This is a genomic window from Buchnera aphidicola (Tetraneura ulmi) (assembly GCF_964058925.1).
Classification (GTDB): domain Bacteria; phylum Pseudomonadota; class Gammaproteobacteria; order Enterobacterales; family Enterobacteriaceae; genus Buchnera_D; species Buchnera_D aphidicola_B.
Window position 1 is genome coordinate 487,133 of record NZ_OZ060366.1, and the last position, 16,714, is coordinate 503,846.

17 protein-coding genes and 2 tRNA genes are annotated in these 16,714 nt (G+C 21.1%); 8 read left to right on the forward strand and 11 right to left on the reverse strand.

The window, feature by feature from the left end:
• Window positions 1-46 precede the first annotated feature (46 nt).
• Both AB4W66_RS02305 and ssb read right to left on the reverse strand, forming a co-directional pair.
• A complete protein-coding gene (locus tag AB4W66_RS02305; protein WP_367674828.1) occupies window positions 47-625 on the reverse strand; it encodes a NifU family protein in 579 nt (192 codons plus the stop codon).
• Between the two features lie 340 nt (window positions 626-965).
• Window positions 966-1,493 (reverse strand): single-stranded DNA-binding protein, encoded by a 528-nt coding sequence (gene ssb / locus AB4W66_RS02310; protein WP_367674829.1) that lies wholly within the window; start codon window positions 1,491-1,493, stop codon window positions 966-968.
• A 486-nt stretch (window positions 1,494-1,979) separates the two neighbouring features.
• On the opposite strand from ssb, the gene dnaB reads away from it, so the two are divergent.
• The 3 genes from dnaB to hemW are packed head-to-tail and all read left to right on the forward strand — an operon-like array spanning window position 1,980 to window position 4,982.
• Window positions 1,980-3,371 (forward strand): replicative DNA helicase, encoded by a 1,392-nt coding sequence (dnaB, locus tag AB4W66_RS02315; RefSeq protein ID WP_367674830.1) that lies wholly within the window; start codon window positions 1,980-1,982, stop codon window positions 3,369-3,371.
• Between the two features lie 57 nt (window positions 3,372-3,428).
• A complete protein-coding gene (ruvX, locus tag AB4W66_RS02320; RefSeq protein ID WP_367675092.1) occupies window positions 3,429-3,842 on the forward strand; it encodes a Holliday junction resolvase RuvX in 414 nt (137 codons plus the stop codon).
• Window positions 3,843-3,848: 6 nt separating this feature from the next.
• Entirely contained in the window at window positions 3,849-4,982 is a 1,134-nt protein-coding gene (gene hemW, locus AB4W66_RS02325; RefSeq protein ID WP_367674831.1) for a radical SAM family heme chaperone HemW, read from the forward strand.
• A 10-nt stretch (window positions 4,983-4,992) separates the two neighbouring features.
• Here hemW and trmB read toward each other — a convergent pair whose 3' ends face one another.
• Complete coding sequence (gene trmB, locus AB4W66_RS02330; RefSeq protein ID WP_367674832.1) at window positions 4,993-5,706, reverse strand: tRNA (guanosine(46)-N7)-methyltransferase TrmB; 714 nt, start codon at window positions 5,704-5,706, stop codon at window positions 4,993-4,995.
• A gap of 63 nt (window positions 5,707-5,769) precedes the next feature.
• Between trmB and mutY the strand changes: the two genes are divergently transcribed.
• Entirely contained in the window at window positions 5,770-6,828 is a 1,059-nt protein-coding gene (gene mutY, locus AB4W66_RS02335) for an A/G-specific adenine glycosylase (protein ID WP_367674833.1), read from the forward strand.
• A gap of 9 nt (window positions 6,829-6,837) precedes the next feature.
• Complete coding sequence (locus tag AB4W66_RS02340) at window positions 6,838-7,071, forward strand: oxidative damage protection protein (RefSeq protein WP_367674834.1); 234 nt, start codon at window positions 6,838-6,840, stop codon at window positions 7,069-7,071.
• A gap of 7 nt (window positions 7,072-7,078) precedes the next feature.
• On the opposite strand, the gene sbcB is transcribed toward AB4W66_RS02340, so the two are convergent.
• Together sbcB and AB4W66_RS02350 are read right to left on the reverse strand one after the other, a co-directional pair.
• A complete protein-coding gene (sbcB, locus tag AB4W66_RS02345; RefSeq protein ID WP_367674835.1) occupies window positions 7,079-8,524 on the reverse strand; it encodes an exodeoxyribonuclease I in 1,446 nt (481 codons plus the stop codon).
• A gap of 44 nt (window positions 8,525-8,568) precedes the next feature.
• Window positions 8,569-8,641: transfer RNA gene (locus AB4W66_RS02350), tRNA-Asn, on the reverse strand.
• Between the two features lie 137 nt (window positions 8,642-8,778).
• Here AB4W66_RS02350 and AB4W66_RS02355 point away from each other — a divergent pair.
• The 3 genes from AB4W66_RS02355 (at window position 8,779) to AB4W66_RS02365 (ending at window position 10,200) form a co-directional block, all read left to right on the forward strand.
• Window positions 8,779-8,851: transfer RNA gene (locus AB4W66_RS02355), tRNA-Ile, on the forward strand.
• Between the two features lie 60 nt (window positions 8,852-8,911).
• The gene (gene pyrE / locus AB4W66_RS02360) at window positions 8,912-9,565 is read left to right on the forward strand and encodes an orotate phosphoribosyltransferase (protein ID WP_367674836.1); all 654 of its coding nucleotides are present in this window, start codon (window positions 8,912-8,914) and stop codon (window positions 9,563-9,565) included.
• Window positions 9,566-9,729: 164 nt separating this feature from the next.
• The gene (locus tag AB4W66_RS02365) at window positions 9,730-10,200 is read left to right on the forward strand and encodes an Hsp20 family protein (RefSeq protein ID WP_367674837.1); all 471 of its coding nucleotides are present in this window, start codon (window positions 9,730-9,732) and stop codon (window positions 10,198-10,200) included.
• A gap of 127 nt (window positions 10,201-10,327) precedes the next feature.
• Here the strand turns inward: AB4W66_RS02365 and dut are convergent, their stop codons facing one another.
• From dut to AB4W66_RS02395, 6 genes are all read right to left on the reverse strand, one after another.
• A complete protein-coding gene (gene dut / locus AB4W66_RS02370; RefSeq protein WP_367674838.1) occupies window positions 10,328-10,798 on the reverse strand; it encodes a dUTP diphosphatase in 471 nt (156 codons plus the stop codon).
• A gap of 313 nt (window positions 10,799-11,111) precedes the next feature.
• The gene (rplI, locus tag AB4W66_RS02375; protein ID WP_367674839.1) at window positions 11,112-11,555 is read right to left on the reverse strand and encodes a 50S ribosomal protein L9; all 444 of its coding nucleotides are present in this window, start codon (window positions 11,553-11,555) and stop codon (window positions 11,112-11,114) included.
• Between the two features lie 35 nt (window positions 11,556-11,590).
• Window positions 11,591-11,818, reverse strand: coding sequence for a 30S ribosomal protein S18 (rpsR, locus tag AB4W66_RS02380; RefSeq protein WP_367674840.1), 228 nt, complete (start codon window positions 11,816-11,818; stop codon window positions 11,591-11,593).
• 107 nt (window positions 11,819-11,925) lie between these two features.
• Complete coding sequence (gene rpsF, locus AB4W66_RS02385) at window positions 11,926-12,318, reverse strand: 30S ribosomal protein S6 (RefSeq protein WP_367675093.1); 393 nt, start codon at window positions 12,316-12,318, stop codon at window positions 11,926-11,928.
• 323 nt (window positions 12,319-12,641) lie between these two features.
• The gene (gene rnr, locus AB4W66_RS02390; RefSeq protein WP_367675094.1) at window positions 12,642-14,723 is read right to left on the reverse strand and encodes a ribonuclease R; all 2,082 of its coding nucleotides are present in this window, start codon (window positions 14,721-14,723) and stop codon (window positions 12,642-12,644) included.
• Between the two features lie 177 nt (window positions 14,724-14,900).
• Window positions 14,901-16,223, reverse strand: coding sequence for an adenylosuccinate synthase (locus AB4W66_RS02395; protein ID WP_367674841.1), 1,323 nt, complete (start codon window positions 16,221-16,223; stop codon window positions 14,901-14,903).
• Window positions 16,224-16,714 lie beyond the last annotated feature (491 nt).

Here is a 16,714-nt window from a genome sequence, read left to right on the forward strand (position 1 = left end):
AAAAAATTTTTTAAAAATAACGATTTAACTAAAAAAATTTATTTTATTAACTAAAATAAGAATGATTTCCAGAAATATGATTAGTAACATCCTCAACACTTTTTATTTCAGGAAACGATAAAATTATTTTCTTTTCAACACCTTCTTTTAAAGTTAAAGAAACCATAGAACAACCATTACATCCACCTAAAAATTGTATTTTTACTACTCCATCAGAACTAATTTCAACTAATGAAACCTTTCCTCCATGTGATAGCAACTCAGTATTTATTTTTTTTTCTATGAATTCTTCTATCTGTAAACGTAAAGAATTAGTTCCAAAATTCCTATTCCTTATATTTGGAGCTTTTAAAATTAATCTGGTTTCTAATCTATCTTCTAATAGATCAATCTCAGAATCCTTCAAATATTGTAAAAAAATAGTTTTTATATAAACCATAAATCCATTATAATAAAAAATTCTATAATCTTCATTGCTGTTTTTTTTTTCTGTAAAAAAAGCAACTTTTCCTTCTGCATTAACAGTTCCTACATTATCTATAAAAACTGTAATTTGAGTTCCTTTACTTTCTGACAATAATAATGTTCTAAAATATTTTTGAGCTTTTGTTGAAATATAAATCATAATTTTCTTCAATTAAAGAAAAATAATTAACTTATTTTAACTTATTAAGTTCTTTTAAATCAAGAAAATATATTTTTTTTATAAAAATCATTATTATAAAATGAACACTTTAAAAATAAAAAAATCAAAAAAATCTAAAAAATATTTGCTATACAAGAAGAATTTTATATAGAAAAACTATTTTCTAATACAAAAAATATTAATTTCTATTAATTATAGGATAGTAAAATGTTTAACATCCAAAACTAAAGACAAATAATTTTTTTTTAAAACTTAAGAAAATAAACTAAAAAAAAAAAATATGAAATTTTATTTCATTTCTTTTTTTACTTATTTTTTATTAAAAAGGAATTTCTTCATCAAAATCTAAAGGATCTAAAATATCTTTTTCCATTTTTTTATCATTGTCAACTACATTTGTAGAAGAAGAATCATTGTCTTCTATTTTATTTTTATGTTTTACATTTTTATTCTTTTCAAAACTGTTAGAAGAAATAGTATTGTTGTCATTAGATAAATTTCGACCACCTAACATTTGCATGGTTCCTGAAATATTTACAACTATTTCCGTAGTATATCGTTCAAATCCGTTTTGATCTTGCCACTTTCTAGTTTGAAGTGAACCTTCTATATAAACCTGAGAACCTTTTCGAAGATATTCTCCTGCAATTTCTGCTATTTTCCCAAATAACACTACTTTATGCCATTCTGTTTTTTCTTTTGATTCACCTGTATTTTTATCTTTCCAAACATCAGAAGTAGCAATATTAATATTTGTAACAGCATTACCGTTAGACATATATCGAACTTCAGGGTCTTGACCTAAATTACCAATTAAAATTACTTTATTAACCCCTCTGCTAGCCATAATAATTCACTCCAAAAAATAAAAATTAAATATTGAATAAAAATAAATTCACCATATAAAATATAACAAAAAAATAATAATTTATTTATTTATCTCATGAATAGTATACTTATTTATAATACATTATAAATAAAAAAATATCTCTTAAAAAATTATAAAAAAAAACTAAAAAAAATTTCTAATTAAAAAAAAATTTTAAAAATAGTATTTCTTTTTAAAAAAAATCTACTATTCTATTCGTTTTAAAAAAATAAAAATAAAAAATTTTATAAATTCTAACAGCTATTATAAAAAAATGGAAAATTGATTTTATCAAACACTGATTTTTTAATTTTCTTATTGTAAAATAAGAACAATTAGTATTTTTTTTAAACTAAAAAAAGAGTGAAAAATTAACATTAAATTATTTAGATAATATCTAAGTTTATTATTAATACACTTTCTTTAATCCAACTAAAAAAACAAAAATTTTGATATTTATCTAATATGGCAGACAAAAATCCTAAAAAAATAAATGAAAAGAAATATTTAACAAAAACCCCTCCTCATTCTATAGAAGCTGAACAATCAGTATTAGGAGGATTAATGTTAGATAATGATCAATGGGACATAGTTACAGAACATATAGTAATAGAAGATTTTTTTAGTAAACCACATAAAATAATATTTCAAGAAATGAAATATCTATTCGATTCAAAAAATCCTATTGATTTAATTACTTTATCTGAATCATTAGAACAAAAAGGAGAACTAGAAAAAGTAGGAGGGTTTGCGTACTTAGCTGAATTATCAAAAAATACTCCAAGTACAGCTAACATCGTTGCCTATTCGAATATAGTAAGAGAAAGAGCTATAATCAGAGAAGTAATTGAAACAAGTAATGAAGTCATTTCTTCTGCTTATGAAATACAAGGAAAAAATAGTTCTGAATTATTAGATTATGCAGAATCTAAAATATTTAAAATCACAGAAAAAAGATCAAAAAAAGAATCAGGTCCTAAAAATATAGAAAAAGTACTTGATATTACCTTATCTAAAATAGAAAAATTATTTTCTAATTCATATGATGGTATTACTGGAATTAATACAGGATATCACGATCTAAATCAAAAAACTTCTGGTCTACAACAATCTGATCTTATCATTATTGCAGCACGACCTTCGATGGGAAAAACCACTTTTGCAATGAATTTATGCGAAAATATTTCAATGATATATGATAAACCAGTATTAATTTTTAGTCTAGAAATGCCAAGTGAACAAATTATGATACGAATGTTAGCATCATTATCAAGAGTTCAACAAACTAAAATAAGAACAGGACAACTGAATGACGAAGATTGGTCAAGAATTTCAGGAACAATAAATATTTTATTAAAAAAGAAAAACATTTATATTGATGACTCTTCGATTTTAACTCCAAGTGAAATTAGATCAAGAGCAAGAAAAATATATAGAGAAAATCATGGTCTTAGCGTAATTATGATTGATTATCTACAATTAATTAAAGTACCTTATTTATCAGATAACAGAACACTAGAAATTGCAGAAATTTCTAGAATGTTAAAATCTTTAGCCAAAGAATTAGAAGTTCCAATAATTGCTTTATCTCAACTAAATCGATCATTAGAACAAAGATCAGATAAAAGACCTATCAATTCAGATCTTCGAGAATCTGGATCATTAGAACAAGATGCAGATTTAGTAATTTTTATTTATCGAGATGAAGTATATAATAAAGACAGTGATCTCAAAGGAACTGCAGATATAATTATTGGAAAACAAAGAAATGGACCTACTGGAACAATACGTTTAACATTTAACAAAAATTGGTCTAGATTTGATAACTATTCCGAAACAAAATACAACGAAGAATAACAAATGTTTCTTTTAAACGTTGAAATTAATAATGATTGAAGATATTTTAATATAAAAATAATAAAAATGACTATTATAGCCTTTGATTTTGGAACTAAAAGTATAGGAGTAGCTATTGGACAAAAACTCACATATACTGCAAGACCACTGACATCTATTACTACTAAAAAAGGAATTCCTGATTGGATTAACTTAAAAAAAATATTTCTAGAATGGAAACCTATTTGTGTAGTTGTAGGATTACCATTAAATATTGATGGTTCTAAACAAAAAGTAACATATCAATCAGAAAGATTTGCAAAACAAATAAAAAAAAAATTTGGTACCAAAGTATATTTGCATGATGAAAGACTTACTACAATAGAAGCAAAAAATTTAATTTTCAAATACAAAGGTTACAAATTTTTAAAAAAAAACTTAATTGATTCACAATCAGCGGCTATAATTTTAGAAAGCTGGTTATTAATTTAAAAAAAAATGAAAAAATTACCCCCTCTTAGTTTATATATCCATATACCTTGGTGCACAAAAAAGTGTCCATATTGTGACTTTTCTTCATTTCCTGTAAAAGAAAACATACCAGAAAAAAAATATATTGATCATTTATTAAAAGATTTATACAGTAATAAAAAACATTATTTGAATCGAGAAATAAAAACAATTTTTATCGGAGGTGGGTCTCCTAGTTTATTTTCTGAAAAAGGAATTCAATTTTTAATAAAAGAAATAAAAAAGAATATCTTTTTATCTAAAAACGCTGAAATTACAATTGAAGTAAATCCTAATACGACAGAAAGCAATAAAATATTAAATTATTTAAATTCTGGAATTAATCGAATATCAATAGGAATACAAAGTTTTGATTCTAAATTATTAAAAAATATTGGAAGAATTCATAATTCACATGAAACTAAAAATGTAATTAAACAACTCGTAAAAATACCGAATATAAATTTTAACGTAGATTTAATGTATGGACTTCCTAATCAATCCATAAAACAAGGAATATTAGATCTAAAAACAGCAATTAAATTTCAACCAAAACATATTTCTTGGTATCAACTAACAATTGAACCAAAAACATTATTTTTTTATAAAACCCCTAAATTACCATCAGAAGAATCTTCTTGGAAAATTTTACAAGAAGGAAAAAAAATACTAAAAAAATTAAATTACAAACAATACGAAATTTCATCGTATTCTAAAAAAGGATATCAATGTCAACACAATTTGAATTACTGGAAATATGGAGATTATTTAGGAATTGGCTGTGCTTCTCATAGCAAAATAACAAAAGAAAACGGAAGTATCATTAGAATAGTAAAAAAAAATAAAATTAAAAAATACATGGAAGAAAAATGCTATATTGAAAAAATAGAATTAATAAAAAAAAAAAAAAGAATTTTTGAATATTTTGTTAATAATTTTAGATTATTTCAATCAATATCCAAAAAACATTTTTATGAATTTACTGGAATAAAACCTAAAAAAATTAATGTTGAAATTAATAAAGCCAAAAAAAAAGGATATTTAATCGAAACAAAAAAAAATTGGAAAACTACAAACAATGGAAAATTATTTCTAAACGATCTATTAGAAATATTTTTATAAAAATGATAATTTATTTTTTACATAAAAAAAACAAATGAAAAATTCTATTTCCTAATTTTATTCCTTTTTTTTCAAATTTAGTTAAAATCCCACAAGGGATTTTACTTAAATAATTTCTATTCTTCGATAAGTCTATATAACAGTTTAATGACTTTATATTTTTTAAAATCTGAAGAAAATATGATTCAGAATCTGTTATTATATGCAGTTTTCCTTTTAAACTTAATTTTCTATATACGATTTTAAGAAATTGTTTTTGAACAATTCTTCTTTTATGATGTTTTCTTTTTGGCCAAGGATCTGGAAAAAATAACCTAATTTCGGATAATTCACATTCACTAATCGAATTCATAAGTACATCTATAGCATTAAAATAAATAATTCTTATATTTTTTAAATTAAAATCATTTATTTTCTGTAAAACAATTGCTATACCAGGAAGATATAACTCTATTCCTAAAAAATTTTTATTTGGATTTTCAATTGCAGAATTAATTAAAGAATCTCCATTTCCAAAACCAATTTCCAATATTATTGGTTTAGATCTTCCAAAAATTTTTATCCAATCAAAAGAAAAATTTTGATATTTTAATCCAAACAATGGATAATATTTTTCTATTGATTTTCTCTGTAAAGAACTGATTCTATACCTAAATGAGGTAGATATGTTTAAATTAGATTTATGTTGTATTTTAAGAAAATTATTTTCTTTTATATTTTCCATAAAATCCTCTTTTAATACTAATAACTAAAAAACATAAATATTTAAAATCTAACAACAAAAACTATGAACCAATCAAATAAAATTGCACAATCGATTATCAACTGGTTCCATAAATATGGAAGAAAAAAATTACCTTGGCAAATTAAAAAAAACATGTATAAAATATGGATATCAGAAATTATGTTACAACAAACAAAAGTCGTAACTGTAATACCATACTACTTAAAATTTATAAAAAAATTTCCTACAATTAAAAATCTTTCCAAAGCATCATTAAACAAAATTTTATTTTTTTGGAGTGGTTTAGGATACTATAATAGAGCAAAAAATATATTTTTAACAACAAAAATAATAAAAGAAAAATATAATTATAAATTTCCAAAAAATTATTTTTTACTCATAAAACTACCAGGAATTGGAAAATCTACAGCCGGAGCTATTTTATCTCTTGCTAATAATTTTTTTTTCTCTATTTTAGATGGTAATGTAAAAAGAATACTATCAAGGTGTTTCTTAATAAAAGAACCAATAAATAAAAGTTCTACTCAAAAAAAATTATGGAAAATAATTAATAATATTACACCAATTTATCAAACCGAAAAATTCAATCAAGGAATAATGGATTTAGGTGCAACAATTTGTACTTATAAAACACCTTCATGTACAATTTGCCCAATAAATAATATATGTTTATCTTACAAAAATAATCAAGTAAATCAATATCCAAAAAATATTAAATTAAAAAAAATATTAAAAAAAATAATTTTTTTACTACTTTACAAAGAAAAAAAAATATTTTTAAAAAAAATAGAAGAAAAAATAATTTGGAAAGATTTGTTTTCCTTCCCAGAATTTCAAAATAAACAAAAAATGCTTTTATGGATAGAAAAAAGAAACATAGAATATAAAAAAATCATTTTTCTAGAAAAACAAAAATTTCAATATACTAACTATAAAATAGTTGCAGAACCAATATTAATATTCACATTAAATAAAAAATTTGAATTCTTAGAAAAAAAAAAAAAAATATGGTACAATCTAAATTCAAAAAAAAAAGAAAAAATCGCAATTCCTTCTCCAATAAAAAAAATATTAAATAAACTAAAAGAAATAAAAATATAAAAAAATCATATGAATAAAATAATTTATTGTATTTATTTAAAAAAAAAAACTAAAGGATTAAAAAAAAAAGTTTATCCTGGAATTCTAGGGGAAAAAATTTATAAAAATATTTCTGAAATAGCTTGGAGTATTTGGATTAAACATCAAACAATTTTCATTAATGAAAAAAAACTAAATATGTTAAAAAAAAAAGATAGAAAAATTTTAGAAAATGAAATGAAAAATTTTTTATTTAAAAATTAAAAATTATTTATTTAAAAATTTTATTTTTAATAAAAATAATATATTTTAAAAGATCATTTAATAACAAACAAATTCGATTATCATTCTGATATTTTTTTAATAAAAAAATAATTTTTTTACGATATTCAAATAATACAATTGGACTAATAGAATTTTTACATTTATTTTTCCAAATTAGTTTTTCATCTTCACTTAAAGTTTCAGGGTAATTTCTTCCTCTAAAATTAAAAAACAAATCATTAATTCTTTTACTTTCAAATTTTATTTTTTTTAATTCTTCATAACTAGAAGAAGATTGAATTAAATTAATAGCTCTTTTTTCAGAAAAACTAAAAAAAGAATCATATAAACTTTCATCAACATTAAAACTTTTATATTTAGGATTTTTATTCTTAAAAAAATTTTTTTCTTCCAAAAAAAAATTAAGCAACTTTTTCTTTAAAAAAAAAATATGATTATTTAAATTTCTAAAATTTAAATAATATTTTTCTTTGTCTATTTTAAGACGAAGGTAATCAATATTTCTCAAAAACGACTGAGGAACTAAAACAGGAGATCTATTAATATATATAAAATTAATACCTAAAGAAAAAAAAACTTCTAAAGTCCATTTATCCATTTTAACATTTTTTAAAAAATTTAATAAAATAGAAAAATTTTTTGAAAGATCAAAAAATATTATAATATTTCTATTTTCAGGATGAAAAAAAATTATTGATATAATAGACATAAATTTTTTTTCTGAACCAAAAAAACTAGAAACATACACAAATGAATTAATTTTTGTGTTTTTTATTAAAAATAAAATGTTTTTTTTAGTCTTATAAAAAAAAAGAAAATCCAAAATTTTCTGTTTTTTATCTTTCAATAATTTCATTAATTCTATACATGCATTAACATCAGAAGAAGCATCATGAGCATTCAAATGAATAATTTTATTTTCTTTAGTTACTTTATTTAATTTAAAAATGAGATTCCCGACTTTATCCTTTGGCCATTTTATTCCATCAGGCCTTAATACAAAAATAGCTCTTATAATATTAATTATATCCCATCTAGAATTATTATTTTTCCATGACCATTCGTATGGATCAAAAAAGTTTCTATAAAATAAATGTCTGGTCATTTCATCATCAAAATTTATATTATTATATCCTAATATACAAGTATTATTTTTTTTAAAAATGTTAAATATTTTTTTAGCAAAAATGTGTTCAATATAACCAAATTTAGAAAATGTTATTTGAGGGGTTATTCCAGTTATTATAACTGATTCTGGGTTAGGTAAATAATCTATAGGAGGGATACAGTATAATACTTTGTATTTTTTTATAATTTTAAATTTCAAATCAGTACGAATACAAGAAAATTGTGCTATCCTATCTAATGCAGGATTTAGTCCAAATGTTTCATAATCATAAAAAAGAAAATATTTTGTAAAAACCTTTTCCATATTTTTTTTAAAAACCTTTTCTTTTAATTGATTTAAAATTTTTTCTCCTCCGACTGGGGTCGAACCAGTGACATACGGATTAACAGTCCGCCGTTCTACCAACTGAACTACAGAGGATTTAAAACAAATACTAACAAATGTTTTAAAAAAAGTAAAGTATGTTTGCACTTTAAAAAAAAAATAATGTTTTTTAAAAATAAAACTAAAAGATTACTAGCATATTAGCTTGAATTGTTTTAAAATATTTTATTAAAGGCCCCTTAGCTCAGTGGTTAGAGCAATCGACTCATAATCGTTTGGTCGCTGGTTCAAATCCAGCAGGGGCCAAAAAATATAAATAAAAAATGAAATGATCTTTTTTAAAATTGTTACTAGGATTTTTAGTTTATGTTAGACTTTAAAAAAGAATTTATAGATTTTTCTCTAAAAAAAAAAGCATTAAACTTCGGAAATTTTATATTAAAATCAGGTAGAAAAAGTCCATATTTCTTCAATACATCTTCTTTTTATACAGGAAATGACATAAAAAAATTAGCATACTTTTATTATTGTGCAATTATAAAATATAAAGTAAAATTCAATCACTTATTTGGGTTGGCGTACAAAGGTATACCAATAGTAGTAGCAATATCACTTTTTTTAAAAAAAAGAAATCAATTAGATGTATCTTTTTCTTTTAACAGAAAGGAAAAAAAACTTTATGGAGAACGTGGAAATATTATAGGCAATGAAAATACAAACAAAAAAAGCATTCTAATAGACGACGTGATCACTTCTGGTATTTCAATAAAAAACTCAATTAATCAATTAAAAAAAAATAATATTTTAGCAGCAATAGTAGCATTTGACCGAAAAGAACTTAGTATTAATAAAACTCATTCAAAAAAAGAAATAAGAAACCAATTTTCTTTTCCTATATTTTCTATAATAACCATAAAAGATTTGATTCAATTTATTATAGAAGAAAAAAAAATGTTAATTTATTTAGATGAATTAATTAAATATAATATTTTATGCGGTACTGAAAAAATTAATCTTTGAAAATCAAATATAATTCAAAAAAACTATTTATTAATTTAAAATGAAAAAAATTGTAAAAAAGAAAAATAACCCCATATAAAAAAAATAGCAGTAAAAAAATTTTAAATACCTTAACACATTTTTATTAAAAAAATAAGTTAAATAAAAAATTAAGAGGTAATTATATGTCCTATCGTTCTTTCTCTTTAATCCCAGGATACAATCATAATATATTTTCCGAAAGATTTGATCAAATAGATAAAATGTTTAGTACAATTACTGGAGAAAAACCAATTTCTAACATTCCAACATATAATTTATATCAAAATGAAAAAAAAATCTATCAACTAGAAATTAGTGTTCCAGGTTACCAAGAAGAAGAATTGAACATTTCAGTACACAACAATCAAATTTCAGTTATTGGAAAACAAAATACAGAAAAAACAGAAAAACAAAAAAAATATATACACCAAGGAATTAAAAATCAAAATTTTTCAATAAAATTTAATTTACATTATAAAATTAAAGTTAAAAAAGCAAAAATAAAACTTGGAATCCTAATCATTAAATTCGAATACAAAATCCCAGAAGAAGAAAAACCTGAAAAAATAAAAATAGAAAATAATGATTCAAAAAATAAAATATCAAAAATCTAATTTTAAAATTAATAAAAAATATTTTTTAAGTTTGAAATAAAAAAAAATTCTACTATTCCTCTTTTACAAACTATTTAGGAATAGTAGTATTAACACAAAATTATACAATCAAAATTTTAAAAAAAAATTATTTTATTCCAGAATGACCAAATCCTTTCTCCTTTCTACTATTCTTCTTATTGCAAGAAGGGAATTTCATTACTCTATTTAATTTAACTTTTATAACAGGTAAAAAAACCATTTGTGCAATTCTATCTCCTGGAAATATAATAAATTTTTTATCAATACTACGATTCCAAATAGAAACTAATAATTCACCTTTATAATCAGAATCAATTAAACCAACTAAATTTCCTAAAACAATTCCAAAATTATGACCTAAACCAGATCTAGGTAAAATAACTGCTGTGATTTTAGGATCAGAAATATATACTGATATTCCAGTTTTAACCATAAACGTTGAATTAGGATAAATAACCTTTTTTTTTTCTATACACGCTCTTAAGTCAATTCCTGATGATCCATCAGTAACATATTTAGGATAAGGAATTTCTTTTCCTATTCTTGGGTCTAATACTTTAAAATTAACTATTTTCATTTATTTATCATTAATTTTTATAAAAAACTGTTTAAAAATTTTTAATAAATTTCTAAAAAATTATTTTTCAAAAAAAATAATATTAAAAATAATAAAAACGAGATTTTTTTTTAATTACTTTATAAATTAGAAACAAAAATTATGTATAGAAATGCTTATTTTTAAAATTGTTTCACAAATTTTATCAAACATAATTTTATAATTCCTTGTTAAAATAAATAAATAAATAACTTAATGTCTTATGTTTTTAAATTTCAAAATAAAAAAATAACTTTTTTATTCATTTTATTAAATTAATAATAACATTATAACACTATTCTACTAGAATTTTTATTCTAGACAATAATTTATAATGAGGTTTAAAAATTACTTCATACTCCCCTAACTTTCTAATTTTCCCATTTATTAACTTTATTTCATTCTTTTTTATAAAAAAACCTAATTTATTAATTGATTTAAAAATTTCTTTTACTCCTATGGAACCAAATAATTTTCCATTCAAACCAGATTTTGAAAATATTTTAATTTTTCCAATTTTTTTTAATTTTTCTATTCTTGATTCAGCAATAAGAATTTCTTTTTTTAAATTTTCTGAAAACTTATTTTTTTCTATTTCAAAATGTTTAATATTTTCTCTAGAACCTAAAATTGCTTTCTCTTTAGGAAATAAAAAATTTCGAGCATAGCCAGGTTTCACATCAACAACACTTCCTTTTTTTCCAAGATTTTTTATTTGTTCTAATAAAATTATTTTCATTTTAAAAACCTATGAATTTTTTATTTTAAATTTTATTACTGATGACGATCAGTATATGGAAGAAAGGACAAAAACCTTGCTTTTTTTATTGCCTTAGATAATTGTCTTTGATACTTGGATTTAGTACCAGTAATTCTGCTAGGAACAATTTTACCACTTTCTGTAATAAAACTTTTTAAAATGTCGATATCTTTGTAATCAATTTCTTTTATTCCTTCTGCCGTAAAACGACAAAATTTTTTTCTTCTAAAATAACGAATCATAATACAACTCTTCCTTTAAAAATTACTTTTTAAAAAATAGAAAAAAATATAAATATATTTTCTAATAAAATTAAAAATTTTAAAAATTAAAAAAAAAAATACATATTTTAAATTCTATTAGGAGGTAAAATACTTTTCTTAAAAGTATTTGATTCATCTTGTATTACTTTTTTATTTTCTTTCTCTTTTTTTAATATAACAGAAACATTAGATATAGGTTTTTTTACTAAAGTGATTAAATTTCTAATTATTATATCATTAAAACGAAATTTTTCTTCCAATTTTTTTATTAATAATGGATAAACTTCAATGTTCATTAATAAATAATGTGCTTTATGTAAATTATTTATTTTATAAGATAATTGTCTTCTACCCCAATCTTCTATTCGATGTATTTTACCATTATCTTTTAAAATCATATTTTTATATTCATTAATAAAAGAAGTTACCTTCTCACTATAATCTGGATGAATCATAATAACAATTTCATAATTTCGCACTTTTAACATTACTCCTTACAAAAATAAATTTATATTTTTTCTAAAAAATAAAAATTATAATATATTACTAAATATTAAAACTCAATATCGTAGCTGAATATTAAAAAAGATATTTTTTATGTATAAAAATATAAATGAAAAGAAACTAAAAAATTAAAAATAAAATATTTATATAGAAATATCTTTTCTAATATTTATAAAAAACAAATAAATTTATCAGAATAATAAAAAATTTTTCATTTTTTTTAAAAATTCATTAATTTTCATTAAAAATTTTTTTAATAGTCATAAAAAAATTTTTAAACAAATTTTAAATTTCTTAATCATTTTTCTAAAATTGCTTCTATTTTACCACTTTCTAAAAATACTGCTGTTATTTTTATAGAAACAAAATCGCCTAAAGAATATTCTAATTTATTATTTTTACCAATTAATTTTATTTTTTTTACATCAAAAATATATTTGTCTTTTTTAAAAGAAGAAATATGTAAAAAAATATCTATAAAAAATTTTTCTAATCTAACAAGTACTCCATACCTAGTAACATTAATAATTTTACCCATATAAGAATTATTTATTTTACTTTTCATAAAGTCGCATTTCATCCAATCGATAACTTCTCTTACCGATTCTTCTGAACGTTTTTCATTAGTAGAACAAATATTTCCTAATTTTTTTATTTCTTCTTTAGAATAATGAAACGAACCTTCTAGAAAAGAAGAAAATCCATTTTTTTTATTTCTTCGTAACAAATGTTTAATAGAACGATGTAATAATAAATCAGAATACCTTCTTATTGGAGAAGTAAAATGAACGTAAGAATCTAAAGATAAACCAAAATGACCTATATTCCTTATTCCATATACAGCTGGTTTCATAGTTCGTAGTAAAATCATTTCTATAAGAATACGATCTGAATTATTGGAAATCTTTTCTATAATATTTTTATAATTTAACAAACTAGAGTTATTTCCTTTAGGAATAACTATATTAAATCTATTCAATAACACCAATCTTAAATAATTCATTTTTTCTAAACTAGGAATGTCATGTTCTCTAAATAAAGCCGGTTCTTTATTTCTCTTTACAAAAATTGCAGAAACTGTATTAGCCAATATCATACAAAATTCAACTAATTTATGAACACAATTTTTATTTTTAATACAAATATCTATTAATTTAGAATTTTCTCCTAAAATAAATTTAGGATCGTATGTAGTAAACATTATTTTATTTTTAAAAAATTTAGAATTTTTTAAAAAAAAATATAATTCCTGTAAATTATTTAATTCGTCTATTATTTTCTTATATTTTTTTTTTTTAGAAAAAAAACTATCTTCTTTTTTCCAAAACTGATATACTTCGGAATAATTTAGTCTGCAAAAAGATTTAATTACTGCTTCAAAATGATTGAATTTTATAATTTCTCCTAAATCAGACAAAAATATTTCACAAACCAATACAAGTCGATCCTCTTTAGGATTTAAAGAACAAATATCAATTGATAATTTTTCTGGTAGCATAGGAATAACTTTGGAAGGAAAATATATTGAATTACTTCTATTTTTTGCTTCTTTATCTATTTCAGTTCCAGGTAAAACATAATGACTAACATCTGAGATTGCAACTAGCACCTTCCAACAATTTTTTTCTAGTTTACTACAAAATATAGCATCATCGAAATCATAAGATGATTCATCGTCTATTGTTACAAATGGAATACTTCTTAAATCAACTCTATTTGAATATTTTTTTTTAGATATATTTTTACAAATTTTTTTCAGTTCTAAAAATATCTTTTTACTCCATAAAAAAGGAATTGAATGAGTTTTCAAAGAAATTTCAATCGATAAATCAGTGGATTTTTTTTCACCAAAAACTTCAACAATTTCTCCAACTGCTTCTAAATTATTTTTAGGCCTTTTAATCAATCTAACAGAAATAATCGTACGATTCGATATAATTTTTTTTTCAATCGAATATTTTTTAATTCTTATTTTAAAAGAATAACGATCATCATTTGGAATAAAATATAATAAATTATTATGTTTAATAGAACATCTTCCAACTATTAAAGAATTATTTTTTTTTAAAATAAAAAATATAACAGCTTGTAATCTATTTTTTTTATTTTTGTCTAATTTAATAAAAGATAAAACTATATCTCCATGTATACATTTTTTCATCTGATTTACAGAAACCCAAACGTCTTTTTCTAAAGAATCAATTCTAAGAAACCCATAACCATCTCGATTACCTATAATTTTCCCAACAAAAATATTCAAAGATCTAAAAAAATCAGAATTAGATTCTACAAATAAACTTGATTTTTTATTTTTTTTTAAAAATTTAGTTATTTTATTAATAAATAATTTCTTTTTTTTTGAAAATTTTTTTAAATATATTACTGTTTTTTTTTTATTCTATTTTTATTTGAACTATTTAAATCTAAAAAAGAATTAAAGCGACTATTTGAATTTGAATTACATTCTTTTTTATTCTTTTTTTGGTAGATATCTACCATCATACTATTATCTCCTAATAATTATCATTTAAAATATACGAAAATTATTTTTTATAAATTATATTAATTTATTTAAAAAAGATCTTAAAAAAATAGTATCTAATCTATCTGGTCCAGTAGAAATTATATCTATTGGAATTTTTACTAATTCTTCAATTATACGAATATAATTTTGAGCATTCTTTGGTAATAAAGAAAATAATTTAATTCCTTTTGTACGATCATTCCAACCTGGTAAAATTTCATATATAGGTTCTAAATCTTCCCAATCTTTATAATGATCAGGAACTTCATGAAATTTTTTATTATTTTTTAAAGATCTATAAGAAACACAAATTTTTATATTTTTTAAACCATCTAACACATCTAATTTAGTTAAACATAAAGAAGATATAGAATTAACTTGTATAGATTTTCTTAACAATGGTAAATCTAACCATCCAGTTCTACGTCTTCTACCTGTACTAGAACCTAACTCTTTACCAAATTTAAAAAAATGAGAATCTATTTCATTTAATTGTTCAGTTAAAAATGGACCTGATCCAACTCGAGTTAAATAACATTTAGTAACTCCTAATATATAATCAAAAGATCTAGGTCCTATTCCAGATCCAGTAGATGCTCCACCAGACGTACTATTAGAAGAAGTAACATATGGATAAGTCCCATGATCAATATCAAGAAAAGTTCCTTGAGCACCTTCAAAAATTACGTTTTTATTTTTTTTATTAGCATCAATTAAGATTGTTGAAATATCTGTTGCCATTTTTAACAATTCATTTCTTGTATCTAAAATTTCTTTCATAACAGAATCAAATTCAATAATGGGTTTTTTATAATATTTTCTAAACAAAAAATTGTAGAAATCTAAATTTCTATGTAATTTTGAAATTAATAAATCCATATGGTTTAAATCACTAATCCTAATTCCTCTCCTTGCTATTTTATCTTCATAAGCAGGTCCTATTCCACGACAAGTAGTTCCAATATAAAAGTCATTGTCACTCTTTTTTTTTAATTGCTCTTCTCTAAAGATATCCATTAACTCATGATATTTCAATAACAAAAAAGAAGAATTTGAAATTTTTATACGATTTTTTATAAAATATCCTTTTTTTTCTAACATATTTACTTCATTTAAAAAAACATATGGTGAAATTACTACACCATTTCCTAAAATTCCTGTTATATTTTTTCTTAAAATACCAGATGGTATCAAATGCAAAACAATTTTTTTTCCATTCACAACCAAAGTATGACCTGCATTATGACCACCTTGATAACGAACAATATAATTAACTCTATTTGATAATAAATCAATTATTTTTCCTTTTCCTTCATCTCCCCATTGAGTACCTAAAACTATGATATTTTTTCCCATAATTTAAATTTCCTAATTTATATATTATATAAAAATATTTTTCTATGTATAAAAAAAATATTTTTAAAATATAAAACTAAAATTAAATTAATTTAATAATGAAAACTATTAATTTTTAACTAAATTCCAAAAATAAAATTTATATTTTTAAAAACCATTTTTTCTAAAAAAAGTTTTCTAATAAAAAATTTTTATTTAATTTAAATAAAAATTTTTAAATATATAACTTTATTAATTTGTAAAATTCAAAAAAATATTTATTTTCCACTAAAAAAACTAATATATCTTATAACTACAAAAACTAAAAATCTATATAAAATATACTTTTTGAAGTATCAATTTTAAAAAAAACTTTAAAAAAACTAGAATTTATAAAATTTTTTCTAAAAAAATTAAAAATTAAAAAAAAATTCTATTTTTTTTTTACAAAATTCTATTAATAATAAATTAATTTTCATATAAAATTTTAATAAAAATTAAAAAAATAATTA